This window comes from Micromonospora sp. DT4, assembly GCF_049841675.1.
GTDB lineage: Bacteria > Actinomycetota > Actinomycetes > Mycobacteriales > Micromonosporaceae > Micromonospora.
Genome location: NZ_JBNCKT010000048.1, coordinates 17,822 through 40,632, shown reverse-complemented (window position 1 = coordinate 40,632; position 22,811 = coordinate 17,822). Strand labels below are relative to the sequence as shown.

Below are 22,811 nucleotides of genomic sequence, written 5' to 3'. Positions count from 1 at the left end.
GCGGTGCGCGCCGGCCGTGCGGTGCGCGCCGCGCCGGCCGTGCGGTGCGCGCCGGCCGTGCGGTGCGCGCCGCGCCGGCCGTGCGGTGCGCGCCGGCCGTGCGGTGCGCGCCGCGCCGACCGTGCGGTGCGCGCCGCGCCGACCGTGCGGTGCGCGCCGCGCCGACCGTGCGGTGCGGGCCGGCCGTGTGGTGCGGGCCGCGTCGGCCGTGCGGTGCGCGCCGCGTCGGCCGTGTGGCGCGGGCCGCGTCCTCAGAGCCCTCCGGTCACCCCGGGCGTGACGGCCTCGCGTTGCGGGACGTCGGTGGGGGTCGTGCCGGCGGTGCGGGTGCCGCGCAGCAGGGCGGCCATCGTGGCGGCGACCACCACGGAGCCGATCGCGTAGCCGAGTTCGACCCGGAGCACGGTGGCGACCGGTGCGAGGGTGGCGGCGACCAGCGCGGCCACCCCGACGGCCCAGGCGACGGCCTGCGCCCGGTGCCGGTCGAGGGCGAGCAGCGCCTGGCCGAGGACCATCGCCCAGAGGTAGGCGAGCGTGGCCGCGGCGAGCCAGGCGAAGTCGCCGTGGCCGAGGACGTCGGGCGCGTCGAACAGGGTCTGCACCAGCCACGGGCCGAGCAGGACGGCGAGCACGGCGCCGGTGAGGCCGAGCGCGGTGACGATGCCCAGGGCGCGGCGCAGGAGGCTGTTGAAGGCCGCGCGGTCGCCGGTGGCGGCGGAGGTGGCGAGGCCGGGCAGCAGGGACGCCTGGAGTGAGGCGAAGACGAACAGCGGAATCCGGACGAGCACCAGAGCGGAGAGCAGCGCGCCGGCGGTGGCTACGTCGGAGGGGTCCAGGATCTGGACGTTGATCACGCCGATGTTGACGACGACCTGGGAGAGCAGGCTGGACGTGATGAGCAGGCCGAGGCCGCGCAGGAACGCGGCCCAGGCGACGGGCACGCCGCCGCCGACGGCCCGTAGCACCGGCCCGGCGGTGACCGCCACGCCGATCAGCGGTGCGGCGATCAGCACCGCGCCGAACCAGACGGGGGAGGTGACGCCCGTCAGACCGAGCAGGGCGACGAGCGCGATACGCAGGCCGCCGTCCACGCCGAGTTGGGTGCCGTACCAGGGGAACAGTTGCAGGCCGGAGAGCACGCCACGGGTGGTGTGCGCGACGGCGAGCGCGGCGAGCGACCCGATCAGCACGGCGACCATGCGGTTGTCGCCGGCGAGGAACCGGTCGGCCAGCGGGCCTCGGGCGGCGATGATCAGCGTGACGACGGCGACGAGCAGGCCGAGGGCCAGGGCGGCCCCCCGGGCCAGCACCGGCCCGGGGGTGAGGCCCTGGCTGCGCCGGCCGGCGACGAGCCGGGCGACCTCCTGTTCGACGGGCATGAACAGGCCGATGCCGAGGGTGAAGACGATCGTCCAGAGCGCCGCGAGCGACGAGTAGTCGGCCTCGGTGAGGCTGTGCCCGGCGACGGCCAGGTGGACGTAGGAGGCGAGCCCCAGCAGGGCCAGGCCAGCGCCGACGGCGACGGTGCCCGGTGGGACCAGACTCAGCAGCCGCCGGATCACCGGCGAATGAGCGCCAACGTGAGGACGGCGAAGGCCCGACCGAGGTAGATCATGGCCTTGGCCGGGGAGTGGCTGGGGGTGCCCGCCATCCGCTTGCGCATGGCCACCGGCACCTGGCGGATGGTGTAGCCCCGGCGGGCCGTGTGCACCAGCGTCTCGACCGTGTCGCCCAGGTACTCCACCGGGTACCAGGTGGCGAACATGTCGATCACGCGGCGGTTGGCGGCCCGGAACCCGGAGGTGGTGTCGGTGAGCTTGGTGCGGGCGACGCGCGAGAGGACGCCGGAGAGCATGACCATGGCCCAGCGGCGGGGGCCGCGGACGCTGTAGTCGCCCTCGCCGGCGAACCGGGCGCCGATCACCAGGTCGGTCTCGTCGAGCAGGTCGACGAGCTTCGGCACGTACCGGGGGTCGTGCTGGCCGTCCGCGTCGATCTGGATGGCCACGTCGTAGTCGTGGTCGCGGGCGTACCGGTAGCCGAGGCGCATGGCGCCGCCGACGCCGAGGTTGTACGGCAGCTTGGCGACCCGGGCGCCGGCCGCCGCGGCGACGGCGGCGGTGCGGTCGGTGGAGCCGTCGTCGACGACCAGCACGTCGACGCCGGGCAGTTCGCCGCGGACCTCGCCGACGACGTCGGCGATCGAGCCGGACTCGTTGAGCGCGGGGATGATGATCAGGACCCGCTTGCCGTTAACCATCGTGCGACACCAGTTCGTCTCGGGCCGCCCGGTCCGCGTCGATCTCGGCGCGTAGCAGGGCGAAGTCTTCTGCCAGGGTGCGGGTCTCTTCCTCCAGGGCGCTGACCTCCCAGCTGAGGTGCACGCAGACCAGCAGCAGGAAGACGATGCCGAGGAAGAGCACGAGGCTCACGCCGGACTGGACGCCGAGCAGCTCGGCGACGTTGTCCAGCAGGCGGGGGAAGAGCGACAGCGGAATGACGATCACCAGGACGCAGAGCCAGAGCATGCCGTACTTCTCGCGGAGCTGCCGGCGGCGCAGCAGCTCGACGATGGTGGCCAGCAGTATCAGGCCGGTGAGGCCGGTGACGAGGGTGAGCTTCATGCGACCTTCCACGGGGCGGGTGGAGCGGCGGAGGCGTACGCGGCGGCCAGGGGGATGCGCCTGCCCGCGAGGGGTGGCACACCAGCGGCGGCCCAACGGCCGTTCCCTAGCAGACTGTACGCCGGTCGGGGGACTAAACGGGGGGACTGATCGGTCGGGTCATGCGGTCGGCGCCGCCTTGAGCGGCTCCCACCAGGCGCGGTTGTCGCGGTACCACTGCACGGTCTGCGCCAGACCGTCGGTGAGGTCGATGCTCGGGGCGTACCCCAGCTCTTGGTTGATCTTGGTGATGTCCAGCGAGTAGCGGCGGTCGTGGCCCTTGCGGTCGGTGACCGGGACGACCCGGTCCCAGCCGGCGCCGCAGGCCTCCAGCAGCAGGCCGGTCAGCTCCTTGTTGGTGAGCTCGGTGCCGCCGCCGATGTTGTAGACCTCGCCGGCGCGGCCCTTCTGCTGGACCAGCGCGATGCCCCGGCAGTGGTCGTGCACGTGCAGCCAGTCGCGGATGTTGCCGCCGTCGCCGTAGAGCGGGACGGTGCCGCCGTCGAGCAGGTTGGAGACGAAGAGCGGGATGACCTTCTCGGGGAACTGGTACGGCCCGTAGTTGTTGGAACAGCGGGTGACCACCACGTCCATGCCGTGGGTGCGGTGGTAGGCCAGCGCGAGCAGGTCGGAGCCGGCCTTCGAGGCCGAGTACGGCGAGTTGGGGGCGAGCGGCCAGGTCTCCGTCCAGGAGCCCTCGTCGATCGAGCCGTACACCTCGTCGGTGGAGACGTGCACGAAACGACCGGTGCCGTGGCGCAGCGCGGCGTCGAGCAGGGTCTGCGTGCCGAGCACGTTGGTGGTGACGAACGGCGCGGCGCCGGCGATCGAGCGGTCGACGTGTGATTCCGCCGCGAAGTGCACGATCACGTCGTGCCCGGCGACCACCTCGTCGACGACTGTCGGGTCGCAGATGTCGCCCTGCACGAACCGCAGCCGCGGGTCGTCGCGCACCGGGTCGAGGTTGGCCAGGTTGCCCGAGTAGGTGAGCTTGTCGAGCACGGTCACACCGGCCGGGTCGAGCGCTGGCACGCCCGCGGCCGTGCCACCGGGCACGCCCAGCAGCATGCGGACGTACTCCGAACCGATGAATCCGGCACCGCCGGTGACGAGGATCCTCACGGGTCCAGGAGTGTACGCGAAGCGGTCGGCAGGCATGTCGGCGGCGACCGCCGACATGCCGACGACTGGTTGCGGCTAAGCTCCCCCGGTGCGCGGAATCCTACTCGCCGGCGGTACCGGTTCCCGGCTCTGGCCGATCACCAGGGCAGTGTCCAAGCAGCTCATGCCGGTCTTCGACAAGCCGATGATCTACTACCCCCTCTCCACCCTGGTGATGTCCGGGGTGCGGGAGATCCTGGTGATCACCACCCCTGAGGACCAGGACCAGTTCCGTCGGCTGCTCGGCGACGGCAGCCAGTTCGGGCTGCGGCTGGAGTACGTCGAGCAGGCCCGTCCGGAGGGCATCGCCCAGGCGTTCGTGCTGGGCGCGGACTTCATCGGCGACGAGTCGGTGGCGCTGATCCTCGGCGACAACATCTTCCACGGCGTCGGCCTGGGTCGGCAGCTCGCCGCCCACGGTGACCTGGTCGGTGGCCGGGTGTTCGCGTACCCGGTGGCCAACCCGCAGGAGTACGGCGTGGTGGACTTCGACGCCGAGGGTCGGGTGCTCTCGATCGAGGAGAAGCCGGCCCGGCCGAAGTCCCGCTACGCGGTTCCCGGGCTGTACTTCTACGACAACCGGGTGGTCGACATCGCGGCCAAGCTCACCCCGAGCGCCCGCGGCGAGCTGGAGATCACGGCGGTCAACGAGACGTACCGGGAGACCGGCGAGCTGTCCGTCACGCTGCTGGACCGGGGCACCGCCTGGCTGGACACCGGCACGTTCGCCTCGATGATGCAGGCCGGCGAGTTCGTCCGGGTGATCGAGGAGCGGCAGGGCCTGAAGATCGGGTGCGTCGAGGAGGTGGCCTGGCGGGCCGGCCTCATCGACGACGACCAACTGCGGGCGCTCGCCGAACCGCTGGTCAAGAGCGGGTACGGCGGCTACCTTTTCGGTCTGTTGGCCGAGAAGAACGAGGCGCGGGTGGGCCGATGAAGATCCGCGAGCTGAGCATCGAGGGCGCCTGGGAGATCACGCCCCAGCAGCACGGCGACCCGCGCGGCATGTTCATGGAGTGGTACCGCTTCGACAAGCTCGCCGAGGCGGTGGGGCACCCGCTGCGCCTCGCCCAGGCCAACCTGTCGGTCTCCGCGCGCGGCGTGGTGCGCGGCATCCACTTCGCCGACGTGCCCCCGGGGCAGGCCAAGTATGTGACCTGCGCGCGCGGCGCGGTCCTCGACGTGATCGTGGACCTGCGGGTGGGCTCGCCGACCTTCGGCCGGTGGGAGGGCGTCCGGCTGGACGACACCGACCGGCGGGCGGTCTACCTCAGCGAGGGGCTGGGGCACGGGTTCTGCGCGCTGACCGACGACGCGACGCTGAGCTACCTGTGCTCGGCGACCTACAACCCGACCGGCGAGCACGCGGTGCACCCGCTCGACGAGGAGCTGGGCATCGAGTGGCCCGCCGAGGTCCCGCTGCTGTCGGCCCGCGACGATGCCGCGCCGACCCTCGCGCAGGCCCGCGAGAGCGGCCTGCTGCCGGAGTACGACGCCAGCCGGCGGTTCGTGGCGAGCCTCGGCCCGGACGGAATGTCGCACTCAACCGGTATGTGATCGCCCCTCGGGCACGATCTGTGGTGTGACAGTGACGAACTGGGCCTCCGGGCGGCTAATGTCTCATCATGGAGCGGCGAATCTTCGGCCTCGAGACCGAGTACGGCGTCACCTGCACCTATCGCGGGCAGCGGCGGCTGTCCCCGGACGAGGTCGCGCGATATCTGTTCCGGCGCGTCGTGTCCTGGGGTCGGTCGAGCAACGTGTTCCTGCGCAATGGGGCCCGTCTCTACCTGGACGTCGGGTCACACCCGGAGTACGCGACACCGGAGTGCGACTCGGTGACCGACCTGGTGGCCCACGACCGGGCCGGCGAGCGGATCCTGGAAGGGCTGCTCGTCGACGCGGAGAAGCGGCTGCACGACGAGGGCATCGCAGGTGAGATCTACCTTTTCAAGAACAACACCGACTCGGCCGGCAACTCGTACGGCTGCCACGAGAATTATCTGGTCTCTCGGCACGGGGAGTTCGGCCGGCTCGCCGACGTACTCATCCCGTTCCTGGTGACCCGGCAGTTGATCTGCGGGGCCGGCAAGGTGCTGCAGACGCCGCGGGGCGCGGTCTACTGCCTGTCCCAGCGGGCCGAGCACATCTGGGAGGGCGTCTCCTCGGCGACGACCCGCAGTCGCCCGATCATCAACACGCGCGACGAGCCGCACGCCGACGCCGAGCGCTACCGGCGCCTGCACGTGATCGTCGGCGACTCGAACATGAACGAGGTCACCACGCTGCTCAAGGTCGGCACCGCCGACATCGTGCTGCGGATGATCGAGGCCGGTGTCGTCATGCGCGACCTGTCGTTGGAGAACCCGATCCGGGCGATCCGCGAGGTGTCGCACGACATCACCGGCCGCCGCAAGGTGCGGCTGGCCTCCGGCAAGGAGGTCAGCGCGCTGGACATCCAGCAGGAGTACCTGGCCAAGGCCACCGAGTTTGTCGAGCGTCGCGGCGGCGACCAGGCCGCCAAGCGGGTCGTCGAGTTGTGGGGCCGGGTGCTCAACGCGGTCGAGAGCGGTGATCTGGAGCCGGTCTCGCGGGAGATCGACTGGGTCAGCAAGCTGCGGCTGATCGAGCGGTACCAGCGCAAGCACGACCTGCCGCTGTCGCATCCCCGGGTGGCGCAGATGGACCTGGCGTACCACGACGTGCGCCGTGGCCGTGGCCTCTACGGCCTGTTGGAGCGCCGCGGCGAGGTGGACCGCGTCGCCACCGACCCGGAGATCTTCGAGGCCAAGGAGACCCCGCCGCAGACCACCCGGGCGCGGCTGCGCGGCGAGTTCATCCGGCACGCCCAGGAGAAGCGGCGCGACTTCACCGTCGACTGGGTGCACCTGAAGCTCAACGACCAGGCGCAGCGCACCGTCCTCTGCAAGGACCCGTTCCGCGCGTACGACGAGCGGGTGGAGCGGTTGATCGCCAGCATGTGACGGGTCCGCCGGCCCCGGCGGTGGTATCCACCGCCGGGGCCGGCGCAACCGGTAGGCTGGGCGCGCCATGACGACTTCCGGACCACCCGACCGCCCCGAGCGCGGCACCGAGCGGCAGAACTGGGTCGAACGCCGGCGGGAGAAGATCCGTGCCGAGATCGACCGCAACCGGCGCGGTGAGTACACCGTGCCGACCTGGGTGCTGGCCGTGGCGCTGGTGGTCATCGTGGGCGGCTGGCTCGCCCTGATCTTCCTGTCCTGAACCGCGTTGTCCCGGTCCGGTCAGCGCTCCGTGCCGTGCTCACCCTCTGTGCTGGCCGTAGTGGTCGTCGTGTCCGTGTCGATTGCCCAGTCGCCGTTGGCGGTCGTCTCGATGTGCACGTGTTCTCTCATGAGTGCGACACTACTGACCACTTGTCAGGAAACTGTGAGGCTCCCATAGGGATCCGATGATGGTTCGCCACGCCCCGCGACCCGTCCCGACCTCGTGTGTCGGTCACGAGGCGAGGTAGTCCCGGAACGTGTTCGTGGAGCAGTGGATCTCGCCTTCGCCCACGTGCGCGGAGGTGAGATCGTCCACGTAGCTGACCTGGTAGCCCACCGTCGCCAGCGCCTGGGTGGCGGCGGTCTCGAACACGTCGTGGCCGCCGAGCAGAGGGCCGTACGGTTTGGGCGCGACGTACCGGTTGCCGTTGACGACCAGCCCGTTGATCAGGTTGGGGGTCTCGCCGACGGCGTACCGCATGGCGTTGAGAGCAACGATCGCCTCGTCCTTCTCCGGTCCGTCGTCCATGCCGTCGATCGCGCTCTGTGCCAGCGCCCAGTCGAAGCTGCGGGCGGTGAACAGGACCGGAATCCGGACGATCCGGGACGCCGGCAGTCCCAGCGTGGTGATGTTCTGGTCGATCCGGCGGGCGGCGACGCGGTTGGTGTCGACGAACTGGTCGTCGGCGCGGAACTCGGCGACCGTACGCTGGTCGATGCGCTCGTCGTAGGGCCACTCCAACGTCGGCAGGTTGCCGTGCAGCTTCTCCTTCTGCGGCACGCCGGCCAGCATGGTGAGGCCGGCGGCCGGGTCGGCGACGATCGCCTTCCACCCGCTGTCGACGGGCAGGAACTGGATGAACTCGTCGACGTGCCCGACGGTCAGCCAGCCGGTGTCCACCGTGACCACGTCCTGCGCGCCCTGCGCCCGAAAGAACGTCAGGATTCGCGCCGAGGGAGTGCCGCCCACCACGATCGTCCCGTTCGGGTGACCCGGCGTGGGGGGCATGGTCTCCAGGTTGCCCATCGAGTCGTAGGTGTTGTCGTCGTCGCTGTCGGCCTCCGGCACGTCCGCGACGTGCACCACCGCCACGTCGCGTCCCCGCAGCTGCGTGTAGGCGACGCGCGCGGCCTGGCGGTGCCGGTCGTTTACGGAGGGCACGAGCACCCGCATGCCGTGCCCGTCGACCTTCTGGTACGCCGGTTCGAACAGGTCCTGCGTCCAGTTGTCGTCGGCGGTTGGCAGGGTGGTCAGCGGTGCCGCCTTGGCGACCTCGGCATGCCAGCCGCGGGTGTTCTCGTCATCCGACTCGGCGGCGAAGACACGTTGCAGTCGTTGCGTGTTGAGCTGAGTGAGCACGGGTGCCGCCCGCAGGCGTACCGTACGGGTGGTGGCTGCGCCCGCGACGGTTACGGTCAGGGTGACCACCGCCGTGCCGTCCCAGTCGGCCCGGTCCCGCACGACGTCGTGCCCTCCAGGCCCAGGTCGACGCCTCGGCGCAGCTCAGCGGCCGTCAGGACGTCCGCCACCTCCCAGCGGGCGCGTTTCACGAACAGCCGCACCCGGCCGCTCGTCGTCAACCTCGCGGTGGCGGTGGCCGGCGCGTCCAGCCACGATGTCACCCGCAACCGGAACAGGTCCCGCTCGTCCGCGGCACCGTTCACCACCGTGTCGGCGGCGTCGTTGCACCCGGCCAACTGCCGGTCGGCGAGGTCCTGCTCCCACCGGTGCGCCCGACGCAGGGCCAGGAAGTCCTTCTCGGCCTGTTCCTGGTCCGGCAGTTGGGCGAGAGCATCCTTCTCGTCGCTGAAGCGCTGCTGGTTGGCCTCCTCGCGGGCCACCGCCTCGCTCGTGATCCGCTGCGCCGCCGACCGGCAGGCGTTCGCGTCGTCATCGATGTTGGCCAGGAACATCCCGCCCGGAGTGACCTCCTGGAGTCCGGCGCCGATGCTGTCCGCGGCCGAGGCCGGAACGGGCGCAACGGTCAGAGCGACGGCGGCCATGCCGGCCACCGCCCAATTGGTGGATCGATTCATGGACGTGGACGCTAACGACGACTTGTCAGGAACCGGTCAGCGTTCGGTTGGGAACTGTTCGTGGATCGCCTCGCCCACCGTGGTCCGCCCGCATCCGGTGCCGGCGCAGGCCCGTACGCCTGCCCTGTGCGCCCCAGCCGGGCTCGGCCTGCCCTGTGCGCCCGCCCCAGCGGGCTCGGCCTGCCCTGTGCGCCGGTGCGGGCGAGTCCGACCGGGGACGTGCCCCGCAGCCTCAGCCATCGGCTGCTCGCGCAGAAGCCGCAGCGGTTCCCGGGCGGCCAGGTCCGCGTCGCCGACGTCACCCAGTTCGCTGCGGCCACCACGATCTGCGCCGCGCTGGTCGAGGTGGACCCGGGTGGGATGCGGGAGCTGCACTGGCACCCCAACGGCGACGAGTGGCAGTACTACCTCTCCGGCCACGGCCGGATGGTGTGTTCGCCAGCTCCGGTGTGGCCGGCACCTTCGACATGCGCGTCGGCGATGTCGGGTACGTGCCGTTCGCCTACGGGCAGCACATCGAGAACCTCGGCACCGAGCCGCTGGTCTTCCTGGAGATGTTCCGCAGTCTCCGGTTCGAGTCCGTCTCGCTGACGCAGTGGATGGCGAACACGCCACCCGAGGTCAGCGGGGACACCCTCAACCTGTCCCGTGAACTCAGCGAGGCCCTACCCCGCGACCAACGCCCGGTGATCCGCTGACACCCACGCTTCTCCCGTTGATCAAGAGGTTGGCATCGACGTAGCGCCGACGCGGATGCTGCCGCGTGCCTACGTACGGTTCGATTTTCGAGTTAGGGGAGGTGGGTTGTGGCGTGGCGGCCGGCTGCTGCGGCTGCCAGGAAGTAGGCGTGGTCGGCGTCCAGGCCACGGCCCATGGTGGACAGGGGCACGACGCTGGACCGCAGCGCGGCGTCGAGGCCGGCGGTGGGCACCCGGACGATCCGGTGCCGGGCCGCCAGCGGGGCCAGGGCCGCGTCGACCTCGGCGGCCAGGGCCGGGTCCAGGCCGTCGGGTACCGCCAGCTCCGCCGGGGCGAGTGCCACCCGGCCGTACGCGGTGAGGCTGTGGTGCGACACGCCGTTGTGCCGGTGGCGGGGGTCGGCGTCGGAGATGCGCAGCGAGCCGACCGGCCGGCCGCCGAGCGTGGCGATCGCGTTGACCGCCTCGCCGACGGCGACGCCGGAGAAGCCCCACCGGGTGCCCGTGCCCAGGTTGCCGGGCCCCTGTGCGACGATGGACACGTCGGCGCGCAGCACGTGCCGGGCGGCGAGCAGACCGCCGTGCAGGGTGGTCGCCTCCAGGTCGCCGCCGAACGCCTGCCCGACGGTGATCGTCCCGGCCAGTTCGTCGCGCAGACCCGCGAGGGTGCGGGAGAACCACGCCGGCAACGCCCCACCGTCGGTGAGCAGGTACGCGACCCGCGCCCGCGGGGCGTCGGCCCGGATGCCGGCCAGGATCGCCGGCAGCGCCGAGTGCAGGTCGGCGGTCACCACCGGCATGCCGCCCAGGTCGTCGGCGTCGGCCAGCACGGCGCGGTGCGGGGACGCCTCCTCGTCGACACCGAGCAGGATCGGCTGCAACGGGGTGTAGCGAGCCTTGACCAGGTGCCCGGCGTCGCGGGTGTCGCTGGCGTTTGGCGGGTCCGGGGGCAGCCGGTCAGGCAGCGCCACCACGAGGGCGTACCCGCCGGTGCCCAACCCCATCAGCAGCGCGCCGGCGTTGAGCAGCACCCGGTCGCCGGGCTCGGGCGTGCCGACCAGCTCGGGATAGGCCAGCGCCCGCATGCGCGTGCCGTCGGGCAGGTCGACGTCGAGTTCCACCGCCCCGGTCCACTGCCGCCGCAGCGCCGCCACCGTCCCCGTACGCCATCGCACCATGACGGGCACGCTAGCCGCGCGGGCGCGGCGGACCGCGACCGGGTTCGACGCCGGCCTGGATCAGGTCTGCTCGTCGCCGGGGGCCGCGGGCGGCGCGGCCTGGGTGTGTCGGGCGTTGCCGGTGGCGCCCGGCTGTGAGCGGGTGGGGTCGAGGAAGACGAACCGGATCTCCGGGTAGCGCTCGGTGAGTCGCCGCTCGGCCTCGTCGGCGGTGGCCTCGATCTGCGCGCCGGTGGCGTCGTCGCGGAAGTCGACCTTCGCGGCGACGAGGATGTCGTCCGGGCCGAGCTGCATGGTCAGTAGGGTGTCGATGCGCTCGACCTCGGGCAGGCCGGCCAGCTCCTGCTCGATCTCACGGCGCAGCCGTTCCGGCACGGCCCGGCCGACCAGCAGCGACAGGTTGTTGCTGGCGAGGATCGCGGCGACGGTCAGCAGCAGGAGGCCGATCAGGATCGACGAGACGCCGTCCCACACCTCGTCGCCGGTGGCGTGCGACAGGCCGACGCCCAGCGCCGCCAGCACCAGGCCGATCAGGGCCGCGCTGTCCTCCAGGAAGACGGCCTTGACGGTGGTGTCGGCGGTGAGCCGCAGGAACCGTCGCGGGGTGGTCTGCCAGCGCCGGGACTCGCGACGGACCTGCCGGACGGCCCGGGCCAGCGAGATCGACTCGATGACGAACGACACCGCCAACACGACGTACGACACGAGGTAGTCGCCGCTGTGCTCGTGCACGAGGATCGTCGTGACGCCGTGGGTGACGGCGAAGCCGGCGCCGGCGACGAACGTGAACATGGCGGCGAAGAACGCCCAGACGTAGCTCTCCTTGCCGTACCCGAAGGGGTGCCGCTTGTCGGCCGGGCGGGCCCCGCGCCGCAGTGCCTGGAACAGCAGCACCTCGGTGGTGGTGTCGGCGACCGAGTGCGCCGCCTCGGAGAGCATCGCGGCCGACCCGGAGATCAGCCCGGCGACCAGCTTGGCGATCGCGATGGCGAGGTTGGCGGCACCCGCGACGACCACGGTGCCGACGCTCTCGCTCTCGGTCTTCATCTCGCCCTGCGACATGAGGGCAACCCTATGGCCGTGGGCGACGGCGCGCCGGGGGAGGAGCCCGATCCGAACAAGTGTGCGGCACGCCCGCGTGGGTGCACGTTGCGGGCGCGTCGGCTGCTAGCGTCTACCGCGTGTCGCGGACCCGCACCGAACGCCTGGTCAACCTGGTGATCTGCCTGCTGTCCACGCGACGGTTCCTGACCGCCGCGCAGATCGCCGCGACCGTGCCCGGCTACGAGCACGATCCCGATGACGCGCGCGACCACGAGGCGTTCCAGCGCAAGTTCGAGCGGGACAAGGCCGAGCTGCGCGAGCTGGGCGTCCCGCTGGAGACCGGCACGGCCAGCGTCTTCGACGCCGAGCCCGGCTACCGCATCGCCCACCGCGAGTACGCGTTGCCCGACATCCCCCTCGAACCGGACGAGGCCGCCGCCATCGGCATCGCCGCCCGCCTGTGGCAGCACGCCGGGCTGGCCGCCGCCGCGTCGTCCGGGCTGGCCAAGCTGCGCGCCGCCGGGGTGGACGTCGATCCGCAGGCCACCCTCGGTCTGGAGCCGATGGTCACCGTCGACCCGGCGTTCGCGCCGCTGACCGCCGCCGCCCGGGACCGCCGCGAGGTCGGGTTCGACTACCGGGTACCCGACCGGGACGCCCCCAGCCGTCGCCGACTCCAACCGTGGGGCGTGGTCTGCTGGCGGGGCCGGTGGTATGTGGTCGGCCACGACCTGGACCGGGACGCCACCCGCTGTTTCCGCCTGTCCCGGGTGGTCGGCGCCGTCCGCGTGACCGGCGCGCCCGGCGCCTACCAGCCGCCGGCCGGAGAAGACCTGATCAGCCACGTGGCCCGCTGGTCCGGGCCGGTGGAGCGCACCGGTCGGGCGACCGTGCTGGCCGCGCCGGGTCGGGCCGCCGGCCTGCGCCGCTGGGCGGTGGAGGTGACCGCCGGGCCGGACGGGGACCGGCTGGTCCTGCCGTACGCCGACCCGGACGGTCTGGCCGGCCACCTCGTCGGGTACGGCCCGGACGTGCGGGTGCTCGACCCGCCGGAGGTCCGCGAGGCGGTCATCCAACGACTCAAGGAGATCGCGGTCCGCCACGACGAGCTGGCGGTTTCGGGAGGTGCCCGGTGACCCGCCCGCCCGCCCGTGCCGGTTCCCGGACCTCCGCCGACCGGCTGGCGCGCCTGCTCAACCTCGTGCCCTACCTGCTGGCCCGACCCGGCATCGAGGTCGCCGAGGCGGCCGGTGACCTGGGCGTCACCGAGCGGCAGCTCCGGGAGGACCTGGAGCTGCTGTGGGTGTGCGGGCTGCCCGGTTACGGCCCCGGTGACCTGATCGACATGGCCTTCGACGGTGATCGGGTGACCATCACCTACGACGCCGGTATCGACCGGCCGCTGCGCCTCACCCCCGACGAGGCCCTCGCGCTGGTGGTGGCGCTGCGGATGCTCGCCGAGACCCCCGGCGTCGCCAACCGGGACGCCATCGAACGGGCCCTCGCGAAGATCGAGGATGCCGCCGGTGACCTGGTGGGCGCTCCGGTCGCGGTCCGGCTGCCGGGGGACACCCGCCGGGTCGAGGCGCTGCGCGCCGCCGTGGAGGGCGGTAAGGCGCTGCGGATCACCTACTACACCGCGGCCCGGGACGAGACCACCGAGCGCGTGGTCGACCCGCTGCGGATGCTGATGGTCGGCGGTCGGGCGTACGTGGAGGCGTGGTGCCGGCGCGCGGAGGCGGTCCGGCTGTTCCGCGCCGACCGGATCGACGCGATCACCGAGCTGGATGAGCCGGCCACCGTTCCGCCGCAGGCCGTCCCGCACGACCTCACCGAGGGCGTCTTCCGGCCGTCGCCCGACCTACCGCTGATCACCCTGCGGATCGGGCGGGGCGAGCGGTGGATCACCGAGTACTACCCGTGCGAGCGGGTCGAGGCCGGCGACGGCGACCAGTGGCTCGTCTCGCTGCGCGTGACCGACCTGGGCTGGGCGCGGCGGTTCGTGCTGGGCCTCGGGCCGGATGTCACCGTGGTCGCCCCGGTCGAGCTGGCCGAGCAGGTCCGGGCCGCCGCGTCCGCCGCGCTCGACGCGTACGCGGTGCCCGCGCCGACGAGTGTGCCGCGGCGGCCGGAGGTCGACCCGGCGACGCCGGCACCCGTGGACACCGGCCCGGTCGGCGCGCCGTCGGGCGATCCGGCGGTGGCCGGCCGTACCCAGTAGGCTGGCCGGCGTGCTGATCTGGATCGTGCTCGCGCTGGTGCTGCTCCCGCTCGTGGCGCTCGCGCTGGCCGTACGTCCGGTGCTGGCCCGGCTGCCCCAGCTGCGCCGCGCCACCTTCGCGTTGCAGCGCCGGGCCGGGGAGGCGGAGGCGCTGCGGGAGACCGCCGAGGCGTTGCAGCAGCGCGCCGAGGGCGTCCAGCGCCAGCTCGACACCGCCCAGCAACGCCTTGAGCTGATCAAGGCCAAGCGCGGCTGACCGCGCCGTCGGCCGGTGTGGTTGACGGATCATCGCGCGTTGGTCAAGACTTCACCGGCTGGGCCGGCCCACCACCACCCGGCGGGTGGCATCCGGTCGATCCGCACGTACGATGGGTTGCGTACCACCCCCGGACACAGAGCGACTGGAGCTTCTCATGGGTGCCCTCAAGCCGTGGCACATCGCCGTTCTCGTGGTTGTGCTGATCCTGCTCTTCGGCGCGAAGCGGCTCCCCGACGCGGCCCGTTCGCTGGGTCGCTCGCTGCGGATCATCAAGGCCGAGACCAAGAGCCTGCAGGACGACGACCGCGACCTGGCCGAGAAGGCCGACGCGCAGGCCGGCTACCAGCCGCTGCCGCCGCACGCCGGTCAGCAGGCGCCGTACGCCGGGCAGCCGCAGCAGGCGCCGTACCAGCAGGCGCCGGCGCAGCAGCCGGTCGTCGACCCGGTGCACCGCGTCCGCGACAACTGACCGAAGGGCCTCAGCACCGTGGCCTTCGCCCTGCGTAAGCGTGGCCCGAGCGAGTTCGAGCGGGCCTCCGACGGCTCGATGACGCTCATCGAGCACGTCCGTGAGCTGCGCAACCGTCTTTTTCGTGCGTCGATCGGCATTGTGGTCGGCTTCGGCTTCGGCATCTGGTTGGCCGGGCCGGTGCTGCACCTGCTCCAGCAGCCATACTGCGATCTGCCGAAGGCCCGGCTGGCCAATGGCATGTGCAATTTCGTGCAGCTCGGCCCTGCCGACCTGTTCCTTTTGCAGCTGAAGGTCGCGCTCTGGGTCGGGTTGATCGTGGCCGCGCCCATCTGGCTCTACCAGCTCTGGGCGTTCATCGCCCCGGGTCTGCACCGGCACGAGCGGCGTTACGCCTACGTTTTCACCGCTCTGGCCGCGCCCCTTTTCGCGGCTGGCGCCGTGTTGGCGTACTTCGTCACCTCGAAGGGCCTGGAGTTCCTGCTCAACGTCTCCGGTGGCGGCGACATCACCACCACGCTCGACATCACCAGGTACATCTCGTTCGTCACCAACCTGATCCTGCTGTTCGGGGTGGCGTTCGAGTTCCCGCTACTGGTGTTGATGCTCAACTTCGTGGGCATCGCCAGCGCGAAGCGGCTGCTGAGCTGGTGGCGGGTGGCGATCTTCGTGTTCTTCGCGTTCTCTGCCGTGGTCACCCCCACCCCCGACCCGTTCGGGATGACCGCCCTGGCGATCTGCCTCTCCGCGCTCTACTTCGGCGCGGTGGGCATCGCGTTCATCAACGACAGGCGGCGGGGTCGCGGCAAGGAGGTCTACGCCGGTCTCGACGACGACGAGGTCTCGCCGCTGGAGTTCGACACGGACCCGGTCCTGGCCGGGCAGCGGGTCGACGCGACCGCGCCGGTCGGCGCCCCCGAGCCGATCGCGAAGCCGGCGCCCATCGAACGCCGCTACGACGACATGACCTGACGGCCCCGCGCCGCCGGAGTCTGCCGACGCCGTCCCCGCCGAGCGGGGGCGGCGTCGCTGTGTCCGCCGTCGACCGAATCGAGCCGCGCGGTGGGCTGGGAGCGCTACCTCCGCACGATGAACATCAGATGTACGACGAGTACGGTGCTGCCGTGACCGTGAAAGAGTTTCGGCCCGGACCGGCGGAGGACGCCGCGTCGGCCGCTGGTCCGGTGGCCGTGCTCGCCAACCCGACTGCCGGCCGGGGACGGCGTCGGGCCCTGCTGCCCCGACTGCTGGACGGGCTGTCTGCCGCCGGCCGGCCGGTCCGGGTGCTGTCGGCGTCCGGTCCGGTCGAGGCGGAGGCGGCCTGTCGTGCGGCGGTCGCCGACGGCGTCGGCGCGCTGGTCGCGATCGGCGGAGACGGCACCGTGCACCGGGCGATGCAGGGCGTGGCCGGCACTGACATCCCGTTCGGTCCGGTGCCGGCCGGCACCGGCAACGACTTCGCGATCGACACCGGGTTTCCCGCCGATCCCGTCGCCGCCGTGAAGGTGATCGCCGAGGCGCTGCGCGCCGGCCGGAGCAGTCCCGTCGACCTGGCCCGGATGACCGGCGCCGATGGTGCCGAGCGCTGGTACGGGGCCGTGCTCGCGGCGGGCTTCGACGCGATCGTCAACGAGCGTGCCAACCGGATGTGGTGGCCGCGCGGTCCCCGCCGGTACGACCTGGCGATCCTCATCGAGATGGCCCGCCTGAAGCCCCGGCGTTACACGATGCGCCTCGACGGGGTGCTCCACGAGATGGACTCGGTGCTCGTGGCGGTGGGCAACTGCCCGTCGTACGGCGGCGGGATGCGGATCTGCCCCGACGCCGACCCGACCGACGGGCTGCTGGACGTGGTGGTGGCCGGCCGGGCGGACCGGCGCACCATGATCCGGGTCAAGCCGCAGATCTACGAGGGCACCCACATCGACCACCCGGTGGTGAGCAGCTACCGGGCCCGTACGGTGGAGTTGGCCGCCGACGGGATCGTCACGTACGCCGACGGGGAGCGCTCGCTCGGACTGCCGGTGTCGATCACTGCGGTGCCGGGGGCCCTGCGACTGCTGCGCTGACCCGTACCGCGCCGATGCTGGCGGCGATGACCAGCACGATGGCAACACATTCCAGCAGGGTCAGTGCCTGCCGCAGCACCAGCCAGCCGGCGAGGGTGGCGACGGCCGGGCCGAGACTCATCAGCACCGCGAAGGTCGATGTGGGCATCCGGCGCAGCGCCAGCAGTTCCAGGGTGTAGGGCAGACCGGAGGCGAGCACCGCGAGGGCGGTACCGAGCGCCAGCACGGTCGGGTCGAGCAGGACGGCGCCGCCGTCGGCGATGCCCAGCGGCAGGGTGACCAGCGCGGCGAGGGTGAGTGCGAGGGCGAGCCCGTCCGCGCCGGGGAACCGGCCGCCGACCCGGGCGCTGAGCACGATGTACGCGGCCCACATCGCCCCCGCGCCGAACGCGAAGGCCACCCCGGCCGGGTTGAGCCGGTCGAAGCCACCCTGCCCGAGCAGCGCCACCCCGGCCAGCGCGAGTCCGGCCCAGCACCAGCTCGCCAGCCGGCGGGCGGTGAACACCGACAGCGCCAGCGGTCCGAGTACCTCCAGGGTCACCGTCGGTCCGAGCGGGATGCGCTCGATGGCCTGGTAGAACAGCGAGTTCATGCCGGCCAGGGCCAGCCCGAACATGCCGGCCGCGAGCCAGGCCGAGCGGTCGTGCCCGCGCAGTCGGGGCCGGCACACGACGAGCAGCAGCACCGCCGAGATCGTCAGGCGCAGGGTCACCGCGCCGGCCACCCCGGTACGCGGGAAGAGCAGCGCGGCCAGGGCGGAGCCGAACTGCACCGACAGCGCCCCGCCGAGCACCAACCCCACGGCGACGACACCACCGCGGCGCTGCGGGGGCGCGTCGGTCGGTGTCGACGCAGGCAGGAGAGTGTCCGTCACGGCCCTGACGCTAGGCGGTCGACTCCCGGGACGCGCGAGCGGCCTCCACGGGGATCAGGACGGCAGGGCCAGGTCCAGGACCGCGCCCAGCCCGTTCTTCCGGCCCGGGTCGGCGGCCGGTAGCACCAGCGCCGCGCAGCCGGCGGCCACCGCGCCCGCGTCGGCCGGGGTGTCGCCGACCATCAGCGTCTGCTCCGGGTCGACGCCCAGCATCCCGCAGGCCCGCCAGAAGATTGCCGGGTCGGGCTTGCAGCGCCCCACCTCGTACGACAGCACGAACGCGTCGACGAGGTCGGTCAGCCCCCAGGTGTCGAAGTGTGGGCGCAGGTCGAAGCCGATGTTGCTGACCACCGCCACCCGCACACCGGCGTCGCGCAGCGCGGCCAGCGTGGGGGCGGTGTCCGGGTACGGCAGCCAGCCCTCGGCGACGAGCAGCCGCTCGTACAGCGCGTCGGCGAAGCCCTCGATGCCCGCGTCCACGGTCTCGGCCAGCCCGGTGTACGCTCCCCGGTGCGCGTGCGGGTAGAGGTCCCGGTCGGCCCACAGCTCGGCGAGCCGGGGCGGAACCCGGGCCGGCAGCGGGCCTCCGGCGCGCCCGGCGGTGAGCAGCCGGTCGGCCAGCGACGTGGCCCGGACCGGGTCCAGGGTGACCCCGCACGCCGCCGCGGCCTCCAGCACCCACTGCCGCGGCTCCTCCACCTGGGCGAGGGTGCCGTGGAAGTCGAAGAGCACCGCCTTCACGGGCCGTCGGGACGTCCGGCGGGCGGTGGCGTCGGTGGCGCTGACCGGCGGAGTGGTCTGGGGCGGTTCGACATGGTCCGGCACGCCGTGCACCCTACCGACCCCCGCCGACGACCCCTCGGGACGGCCTTGTGGGGTGCACTGTCCCGGCACGCACTAATCTTGGTGCCATGTCGAGCCCCGCCGAGCGGTACGCCGCGGCGCGCCGCCGGGCCGCGCAGGCCTCACAGTTCCCGGCGCTGGACGAGTTCGCCCGTGATCTGGGGTTCGACCTCGACGACTTCCAGCGCGAGGCGTGTCAGTCGTTGGAGCGGGGCAGCGGTGTGCTGGTCTGCGCTCCGACCGGCGCCGGCAAGACCGTGGTCGGCGAGTTCGCCGTACACCTGGCTCTGCGGGGGCGGCCCGACGACCCGGCGGCGGCCGGCGGTGCGGCGACGCCGACGACCCGGCGCAAGTGCTTCTACACGACGCCGATCAAGGCCCTGTCCAACCAGAAGTACCACGATCTGGTCGCCAGGTACGGCGCCGAGCAGGTCGGCCTGCTGACCGGCGACAACGCGATCAACGGCGACGCGCCCGTGGTGGTGATGACCACCGAGGTGCTGCGCAACATGCTCTACGCGGGCTCCAGCACGTTGCAGGGGCTCGCCTACGTGGTGATGGACGAGGTGCACTACCTCGCGGACCGCTTCCGGGGCGGCGTGTGGGAAGAGGTGATCATCCACCTGCCGGAGTCGGTCACCCTGGTCTCGTTGTCGGCGACCGTGTCGAACGCCGAGGAGTTCGCCGACTGGCTGGTCACCGTGCGCGGCGAGACCGCCGTGGTGGTCAGTGAGCACCGGCCGGTACCGCTGTGGCAGCACATGCTGGTCGGCAAGCGGATGTTCGACCTGTTCCACGACGCCGACGCCGCCCGCAAGCACGACGTGCACCCGGAGCTGCTGCGCTACACCCGCGACACGATGCGTCGGCTGGAGCTGGGCGAGGGGCGCAGCGCCGGCCCGGGCGCCGGTCGACGTGGCCCCCGCTGGCGTGGCCCGATCCGGCCGGACATCGTGGACCGGCTGGACCGGGAGGGCCTGCTGCCGGCCATCCTGTTCATCTTCAGCCGTGCCGGCTGTGCCGCCGCCGTGCAGCAGTGCCTGGCCGCCGGGCTGCGGCTCACCTCGCCCGAGGAGCGCACCGAGATCCGCCGGGTGGTCGAGTCCCGGATCACCGCCATCCCCAGCGAGGACCTGACGGTGCTGGGCTACTGGGAGTGGCTCGACGGCCTGGAGCGCGGCCTCGCCGCCCACCACGCCGGCATGCTGCCGGTGTTCAAGGAGGTCGTCGAGGAACTGTTCGTCCGGGGTCTGGTCAAGGCGGTCTTCGCCACCGAGACCCTGGCCCTGGGCATCAACATGCCGGCGCGCTGCGTGGTGCTGGAACGCCTGGTCAAGTACAACGGCGAGGCGCACGTCGACCTGACCCCGGGGGAGTACACCCAGCTCACCGGCCGCGCCGGCCGGCGGGGCATCGACGTCGAGGGGCACGCCGTGGTGGTGTGGTCCCCGGAGACCGACCCACGGCACGTGGCCGGCCTCGCCTCCACCCGCACCTATCCGCTGCGGTCCAGCTTCCGGCCGTCGTACAACATGTCGGTGAACCTGGTCGGGTCGGTCGGCGCGGAGCCCGCCCGCGCGCTGCTGGAGTCCTCGTTCGCCCAGTTCCAGGCCGACCGGTCGGTGGTCGGCCTGGCGCGGCAGGTGCAGCGCAACACCGAGACGATCGAGGCGTACGGCGCGGAGGCCGCCTGCCACCACGGCGACTTCGACGAGTACTTCGCCCTGCGGGTGGCGATCGCCAACCGGGAGAAGGCCATCGCCCGGCAGGGGCAGACCCAGCGCAAGGCCGCGGCTGTGGCGTCGCTGGAGCGCCTTCGGGTCGGCGACGTGATCCGCGTGCCGTCGGGCCGGCGCGCTGGCCTGGCGGTCGTGCTGGACCCGGCGACCGGCGGGTTCGGCGAACCCCGTCCGCTGGTGCTCACCCAGGACCGTTGGGCGGGACGGGTCAGCCCGGGCGACTTCACCACCCCGGCCGAGGTGCTGGCCCGCATCCGGGTGCCCAAGCACTTCAACCACCGCTCGCCGGGTGCCCGGCGGGATCTGGCTGCCGAGGTCAGCGGCACCGGCCTGGACCGGCACGGCGGCCGTCGCGGTGGCCGTTCCCGGCAGACGTCCGGCGAGGACCATCGGCTCAGTCAGCTCCGCACCGAGCTGCGCAACCACCCCTGCCACGCCTGCCCGGAGCGCGAGGAGCACGCCCGCTGGGCGGAGCGCCGCCGCCGTCTGGAGCGGGACACCGAGGAGCTGCGCGAGCGGGTGTCCGGGCGTACCGGGTCGCTCGCGCGTACGTTCGACCGGATTGTCGCGCTGCTGACCGACCGTGGTTACCTCGCCCACGACGGCGCGGTCACCGACGCCGGTCGGATGCTCAGCCGGATCTGGACGGAGGCGGACCTGCTGGTCGCCGAGTGTCTGCGCCGACGCGTGTGGGAGGGGCTGTCCCCGGCCGAGTTGGCCGCCGCGGTGTCCGTGGTGGTCTTCGAGGCGCGCCGCGACGTCGACGAGCGGGCGTCCCTGCCGCGCGGCCCGGTGGCGGACGCCGTGGAGGAGACGCTGAAGCTGTGGGGCGAGATCGAGGCGGACGAGGCCGCGCGCGGGCTGGCCGCGACCCGGGAGCCGGATCTGGGCTTTGCCTGGCCGGTCTACCGGTGGGCGCGGGGTGAAGCCCTGGCCAAGGTGCTCGGCAGCGGGCACGAGATCGACGGCGAGATGCCGGCCGGTGACTTCGTCCGGTGGGCGCGGCAGGTGGTCGACCTGCTCGGTCAACTTTCCGACTCTGGTGGCGCGTCGCCGGAGCTGCGCTCGACGGCCCGCCAGGCGATAGGGGCCATCAACCGGGGTGTGCTGGCGTACCACACCTCTGCCTGATGATCACATCCGGTCAACGCGCCTAGCGAAGCGACGCATCGGACGGTCACCGCAATAGCCCCCGCGAATGGCCCGAGGGTGCTATTGCGCCTGCTCAAAGCACACCTGAGCATTACCGGGGCGCTGTTCTTGCGCGCCGGTAATGAATGGGGAGAGCAACCGCCGTGGCGGACATCAATCATTTTGAGTACGGGTGGATCACGCCCGCGCTGAGCTACGCGCTGTCGGTGCTCGGGTCGATCCTCGGGCTCGTCTGCGCCGGCCGTATCCGCACGGCCCGGACCGCCGGGCAGCGCGCCTGGTGGGGCCTCCTGGCCGCCTGGGCGCTCGGCGGCACCGCCATCTGGGCGATGCACTTCATGGCCATGCTCGGCTTCGCCGTCGACGGCGCGCGCATCCGGTACGACGTGTCGCTGACCGCCGCCAGCACCGCCATCGCGGTGGTCGCGGTCGGCATCGGCCTGGCCATCGTCGGTACCGGCCGGCTGAATTCGGTACGCCTCGTCGCCGGCGGCGTGTGCACCGGCGCCGGAGTTGCCGCCATGCACTACACCGGCATGGCGGCGATGCGCCTCAACGGCAGCCTCGGCTACGACCCCACCCGCGTCGTCCTCTCGGTGGTGGTCGCGGTCGTCGCCGCGACCGTCGCGCTGTGGCTCGCGATGACCGTCCGGCGCGGCCTCGCGATCTTCGCCTCCGCCCTGGTCATGGGTGTCGCCGTGAACGGCATGCACTTCACCGGCATGAGCGCGCTCTCGGTGCACCTGCACGAGCGCTCGGGTGGGGTGACCGGTGCCGGGGTGAGCGCGCTGCTGGTGCCGATCGTCGTGGCGGTGATCTTCGGCGTGGTCGGGCTGCTCTACGCCCTGCTCGCCGCCCCCACCGACGACGACCGGGCCGCCGCCGCGTACCTGGACGCCCGCCGGACCCCGGAACCCACCCCGGCCGCGCCGGCAGCCGCCCCGGACCCGGTCGGGCTGCGCGCCCGCTCCACCCTCGGGCAGCCCGGCACCCCGTTCCCCTCCCGCCGGGACAATCCGCCGCGCTGAAGCGCTCCTGCGCCCTCACATCGTGGACAGTTTCCGTTGGCACCAACGGAAACTGTCCACGATCCGTTGACGCGACGATCGCGTCCCAATCCGCTGACCCGGGTGGTCCCGCCGTGCGAGCGGCGAGG

General features: G+C 72.4%; 23 protein-coding genes and 1 pseudogene. 14 read left to right on the top strand and 10 right to left on the bottom strand.

Annotated features, from left to right (window positions below; translation table 11 throughout):
* Positions 1-251 precede the first annotated feature (251 nt).
* From ACLQ24_RS15860 to rfbB, 4 genes are all read right to left on the bottom strand, one after another.
* Entirely contained in the window at positions 252-1,562 is a 1,311-nt protein-coding gene (locus ACLQ24_RS15860; RefSeq protein WP_425892365.1) for a polysaccharide biosynthesis protein, read from the bottom strand.
* Positions 1,559-2,260, bottom strand: a complete 702-nt coding sequence (locus tag ACLQ24_RS15855) for a glycosyltransferase family 2 protein (protein ID WP_007459917.1) — start codon at positions 2,258-2,260, stop codon at positions 1,559-1,561. Before ACLQ24_RS15855 ends, ACLQ24_RS15860 begins: the two co-directional genes overlap by 4 nt.
* The gene (locus ACLQ24_RS15850; RefSeq protein WP_007459918.1) at positions 2,253-2,624 is read right to left on the bottom strand and encodes a DUF2304 domain-containing protein; all 372 of its coding nucleotides are present in this window, start codon (positions 2,622-2,624) and stop codon (positions 2,253-2,255) included. Before ACLQ24_RS15850 ends, ACLQ24_RS15855 begins: the two co-directional genes overlap by 8 nt.
* A gap of 159 nt (positions 2,625-2,783) precedes the next feature.
* Positions 2,784-3,785: a dTDP-glucose 4,6-dehydratase gene (rfbB, locus tag ACLQ24_RS15845; protein WP_425892363.1), complete on the bottom strand. Its 1,002-nt coding sequence runs from the start codon at positions 3,783-3,785 to the stop codon at positions 2,784-2,786.
* An 88-nt stretch (positions 3,786-3,873) separates the two neighbouring features.
* On the opposite strand from rfbB, the gene rfbA reads away from it, so the two are divergent.
* The 4 genes from rfbA (at position 3,874) to ACLQ24_RS15825 (ending at position 7,070) form a co-directional block, all read left to right on the top strand.
* Positions 3,874-4,761, top strand: coding sequence for a glucose-1-phosphate thymidylyltransferase RfbA (gene rfbA / locus ACLQ24_RS15840; protein ID WP_425892361.1), 888 nt, complete (start codon positions 3,874-3,876; stop codon positions 4,759-4,761).
* A complete protein-coding gene (gene rfbC, locus ACLQ24_RS15835) occupies positions 4,758-5,381 on the top strand; it encodes a dTDP-4-dehydrorhamnose 3,5-epimerase (RefSeq protein WP_425892359.1) in 624 nt (207 codons plus the stop codon). Before rfbA ends, rfbC begins: the two co-directional genes overlap by 4 nt.
* Before the next feature lie 68 nt (positions 5,382-5,449).
* A complete protein-coding gene (gene pafA, locus ACLQ24_RS15830) occupies positions 5,450-6,808 on the top strand; it encodes a Pup--protein ligase (RefSeq protein ID WP_234581936.1) in 1,359 nt (452 codons plus the stop codon).
* 67 nt (positions 6,809-6,875) lie between these two features.
* Positions 6,876-7,070 carry a hypothetical protein gene (locus ACLQ24_RS15825; RefSeq protein WP_393223481.1) on the top strand — a complete coding sequence of 65 codons (195 nt, stop codon included), beginning with the start codon at positions 6,876-6,878 and terminating at the stop codon, positions 7,068-7,070.
* Positions 7,071-7,304: 234 nt separating this feature from the next.
* On the opposite strand, the gene ACLQ24_RS15820 is transcribed toward ACLQ24_RS15825, so the two are convergent.
* Positions 7,305-8,534 carry a protein-arginine deiminase family protein gene (locus ACLQ24_RS15820; protein WP_425892357.1) on the bottom strand — a complete coding sequence of 410 codons (1,230 nt, stop codon included), beginning with the start codon at positions 8,532-8,534 and terminating at the stop codon, positions 7,305-7,307.
* Positions 8,489-9,109 carry a hypothetical protein gene (locus ACLQ24_RS15815; RefSeq protein ID WP_425892355.1) on the bottom strand — a complete coding sequence of 207 codons (621 nt, stop codon included), beginning with the start codon at positions 9,107-9,109 and terminating at the stop codon, positions 8,489-8,491. Before ACLQ24_RS15815 ends, ACLQ24_RS15820 begins: the two co-directional genes overlap by 46 nt.
* 60 nt (positions 9,110-9,169) lie before the next feature.
* Here ACLQ24_RS15815 and ACLQ24_RS15810 point away from each other — a divergent pair.
* A pseudogene (locus ACLQ24_RS15810) lies at positions 9,170-9,487 on the top strand (hypothetical protein); the annotation flags it as partial.
* Between the two features lie 53 nt (positions 9,488-9,540).
* Positions 9,541-9,807: a cupin domain-containing protein gene (locus tag ACLQ24_RS15805; RefSeq protein ID WP_425892371.1), complete on the top strand. Its 267-nt coding sequence runs from the start codon at positions 9,541-9,543 to the stop codon at positions 9,805-9,807.
* A gap of 92 nt (positions 9,808-9,899) precedes the next feature.
* Here the strand turns inward: ACLQ24_RS15805 and ACLQ24_RS15800 are convergent, their stop codons facing one another.
* Both ACLQ24_RS15800 and ACLQ24_RS15795 read right to left on the bottom strand, forming a co-directional pair.
* Positions 9,900-10,985: a DUF3866 family protein gene (locus ACLQ24_RS15800; RefSeq protein ID WP_425892353.1), complete on the bottom strand. Its 1,086-nt coding sequence runs from the start codon at positions 10,983-10,985 to the stop codon at positions 9,900-9,902.
* Positions 10,986-11,045: 60 nt separating this feature from the next.
* Positions 11,046-12,047 carry a cation diffusion facilitator family transporter gene (locus ACLQ24_RS15795; RefSeq protein ID WP_425892352.1) on the bottom strand — a complete coding sequence of 334 codons (1,002 nt, stop codon included), beginning with the start codon at positions 12,045-12,047 and terminating at the stop codon, positions 11,046-11,048.
* 119 nt (positions 12,048-12,166) lie between these two features.
* On the opposite strand from ACLQ24_RS15795, the gene ACLQ24_RS15790 reads away from it, so the two are divergent.
* The 6 genes from ACLQ24_RS15790 (at position 12,167) to ACLQ24_RS15765 (ending at position 17,047) form a co-directional block, all read left to right on the top strand.
* Positions 12,167-13,165, top strand: a complete 999-nt coding sequence (locus ACLQ24_RS15790; RefSeq protein ID WP_425892350.1) for a helix-turn-helix transcriptional regulator — start codon at positions 12,167-12,169, stop codon at positions 13,163-13,165.
* On the top strand, positions 13,162-14,250 hold the full coding sequence (locus ACLQ24_RS15785) for a helix-turn-helix transcriptional regulator (protein WP_425892349.1): 1,089 nt from the start codon (positions 13,162-13,164) through the stop codon (positions 14,248-14,250). Before ACLQ24_RS15790 ends, ACLQ24_RS15785 begins: the two co-directional genes overlap by 4 nt.
* Before the next feature lie 10 nt (positions 14,251-14,260).
* On the top strand, positions 14,261-14,506 hold the full coding sequence (locus ACLQ24_RS15780; RefSeq protein WP_425892348.1) for a hypothetical protein: 246 nt from the start codon (positions 14,261-14,263) through the stop codon (positions 14,504-14,506).
* 157 nt (positions 14,507-14,663) lie between these two features.
* Positions 14,664-14,978 carry a Sec-independent protein translocase subunit TatA gene (gene tatA / locus ACLQ24_RS15775; protein ID WP_007459946.1) on the top strand — a complete coding sequence of 105 codons (315 nt, stop codon included), beginning with the start codon at positions 14,664-14,666 and terminating at the stop codon, positions 14,976-14,978.
* Positions 14,979-14,996: 18 nt separating this feature from the next.
* Complete coding sequence (tatC, locus tag ACLQ24_RS15770; RefSeq protein WP_425892347.1) at positions 14,997-15,950, top strand: twin-arginine translocase subunit TatC; 954 nt, start codon at positions 14,997-14,999, stop codon at positions 15,948-15,950.
* Positions 15,951-16,108: 158 nt separating this feature from the next.
* The gene (locus ACLQ24_RS15765; RefSeq protein WP_425892369.1) at positions 16,109-17,047 is read left to right on the top strand and encodes a diacylglycerol kinase family protein; all 939 of its coding nucleotides are present in this window, start codon (positions 16,109-16,111) and stop codon (positions 17,045-17,047) included.
* Here ACLQ24_RS15765 and ACLQ24_RS15760 read toward each other — a convergent pair.
* Positions 17,010-17,921, bottom strand: coding sequence for an EamA family transporter (locus ACLQ24_RS15760; protein WP_425892345.1), 912 nt, complete (start codon positions 17,919-17,921; stop codon positions 17,010-17,012). The genes ACLQ24_RS15765 and ACLQ24_RS15760 overlap by 38 nt on opposite strands.
* Positions 17,922-17,975: 54 nt before the next feature.
* Complete coding sequence (locus tag ACLQ24_RS15755) at positions 17,976-18,746, bottom strand: HAD family hydrolase (RefSeq protein ID WP_425892343.1); 771 nt, start codon at positions 18,744-18,746, stop codon at positions 17,976-17,978.
* A gap of 86 nt (positions 18,747-18,832) precedes the next feature.
* Between ACLQ24_RS15755 and ACLQ24_RS15750 the strand changes: the two genes are divergently transcribed.
* Entirely contained in the window at positions 18,833-21,634 is a 2,802-nt protein-coding gene (locus ACLQ24_RS15750; protein WP_425892341.1) for a DEAD/DEAH box helicase, read from the top strand.
* A gap of 164 nt (positions 21,635-21,798) precedes the next feature.
* The gene (locus ACLQ24_RS15745) at positions 21,799-22,683 is read left to right on the top strand and encodes an MHYT domain-containing protein (RefSeq protein WP_425892339.1); all 885 of its coding nucleotides are present in this window, start codon (positions 21,799-21,801) and stop codon (positions 22,681-22,683) included.
* Positions 22,684-22,811: the final 128 nt, after the last annotated feature.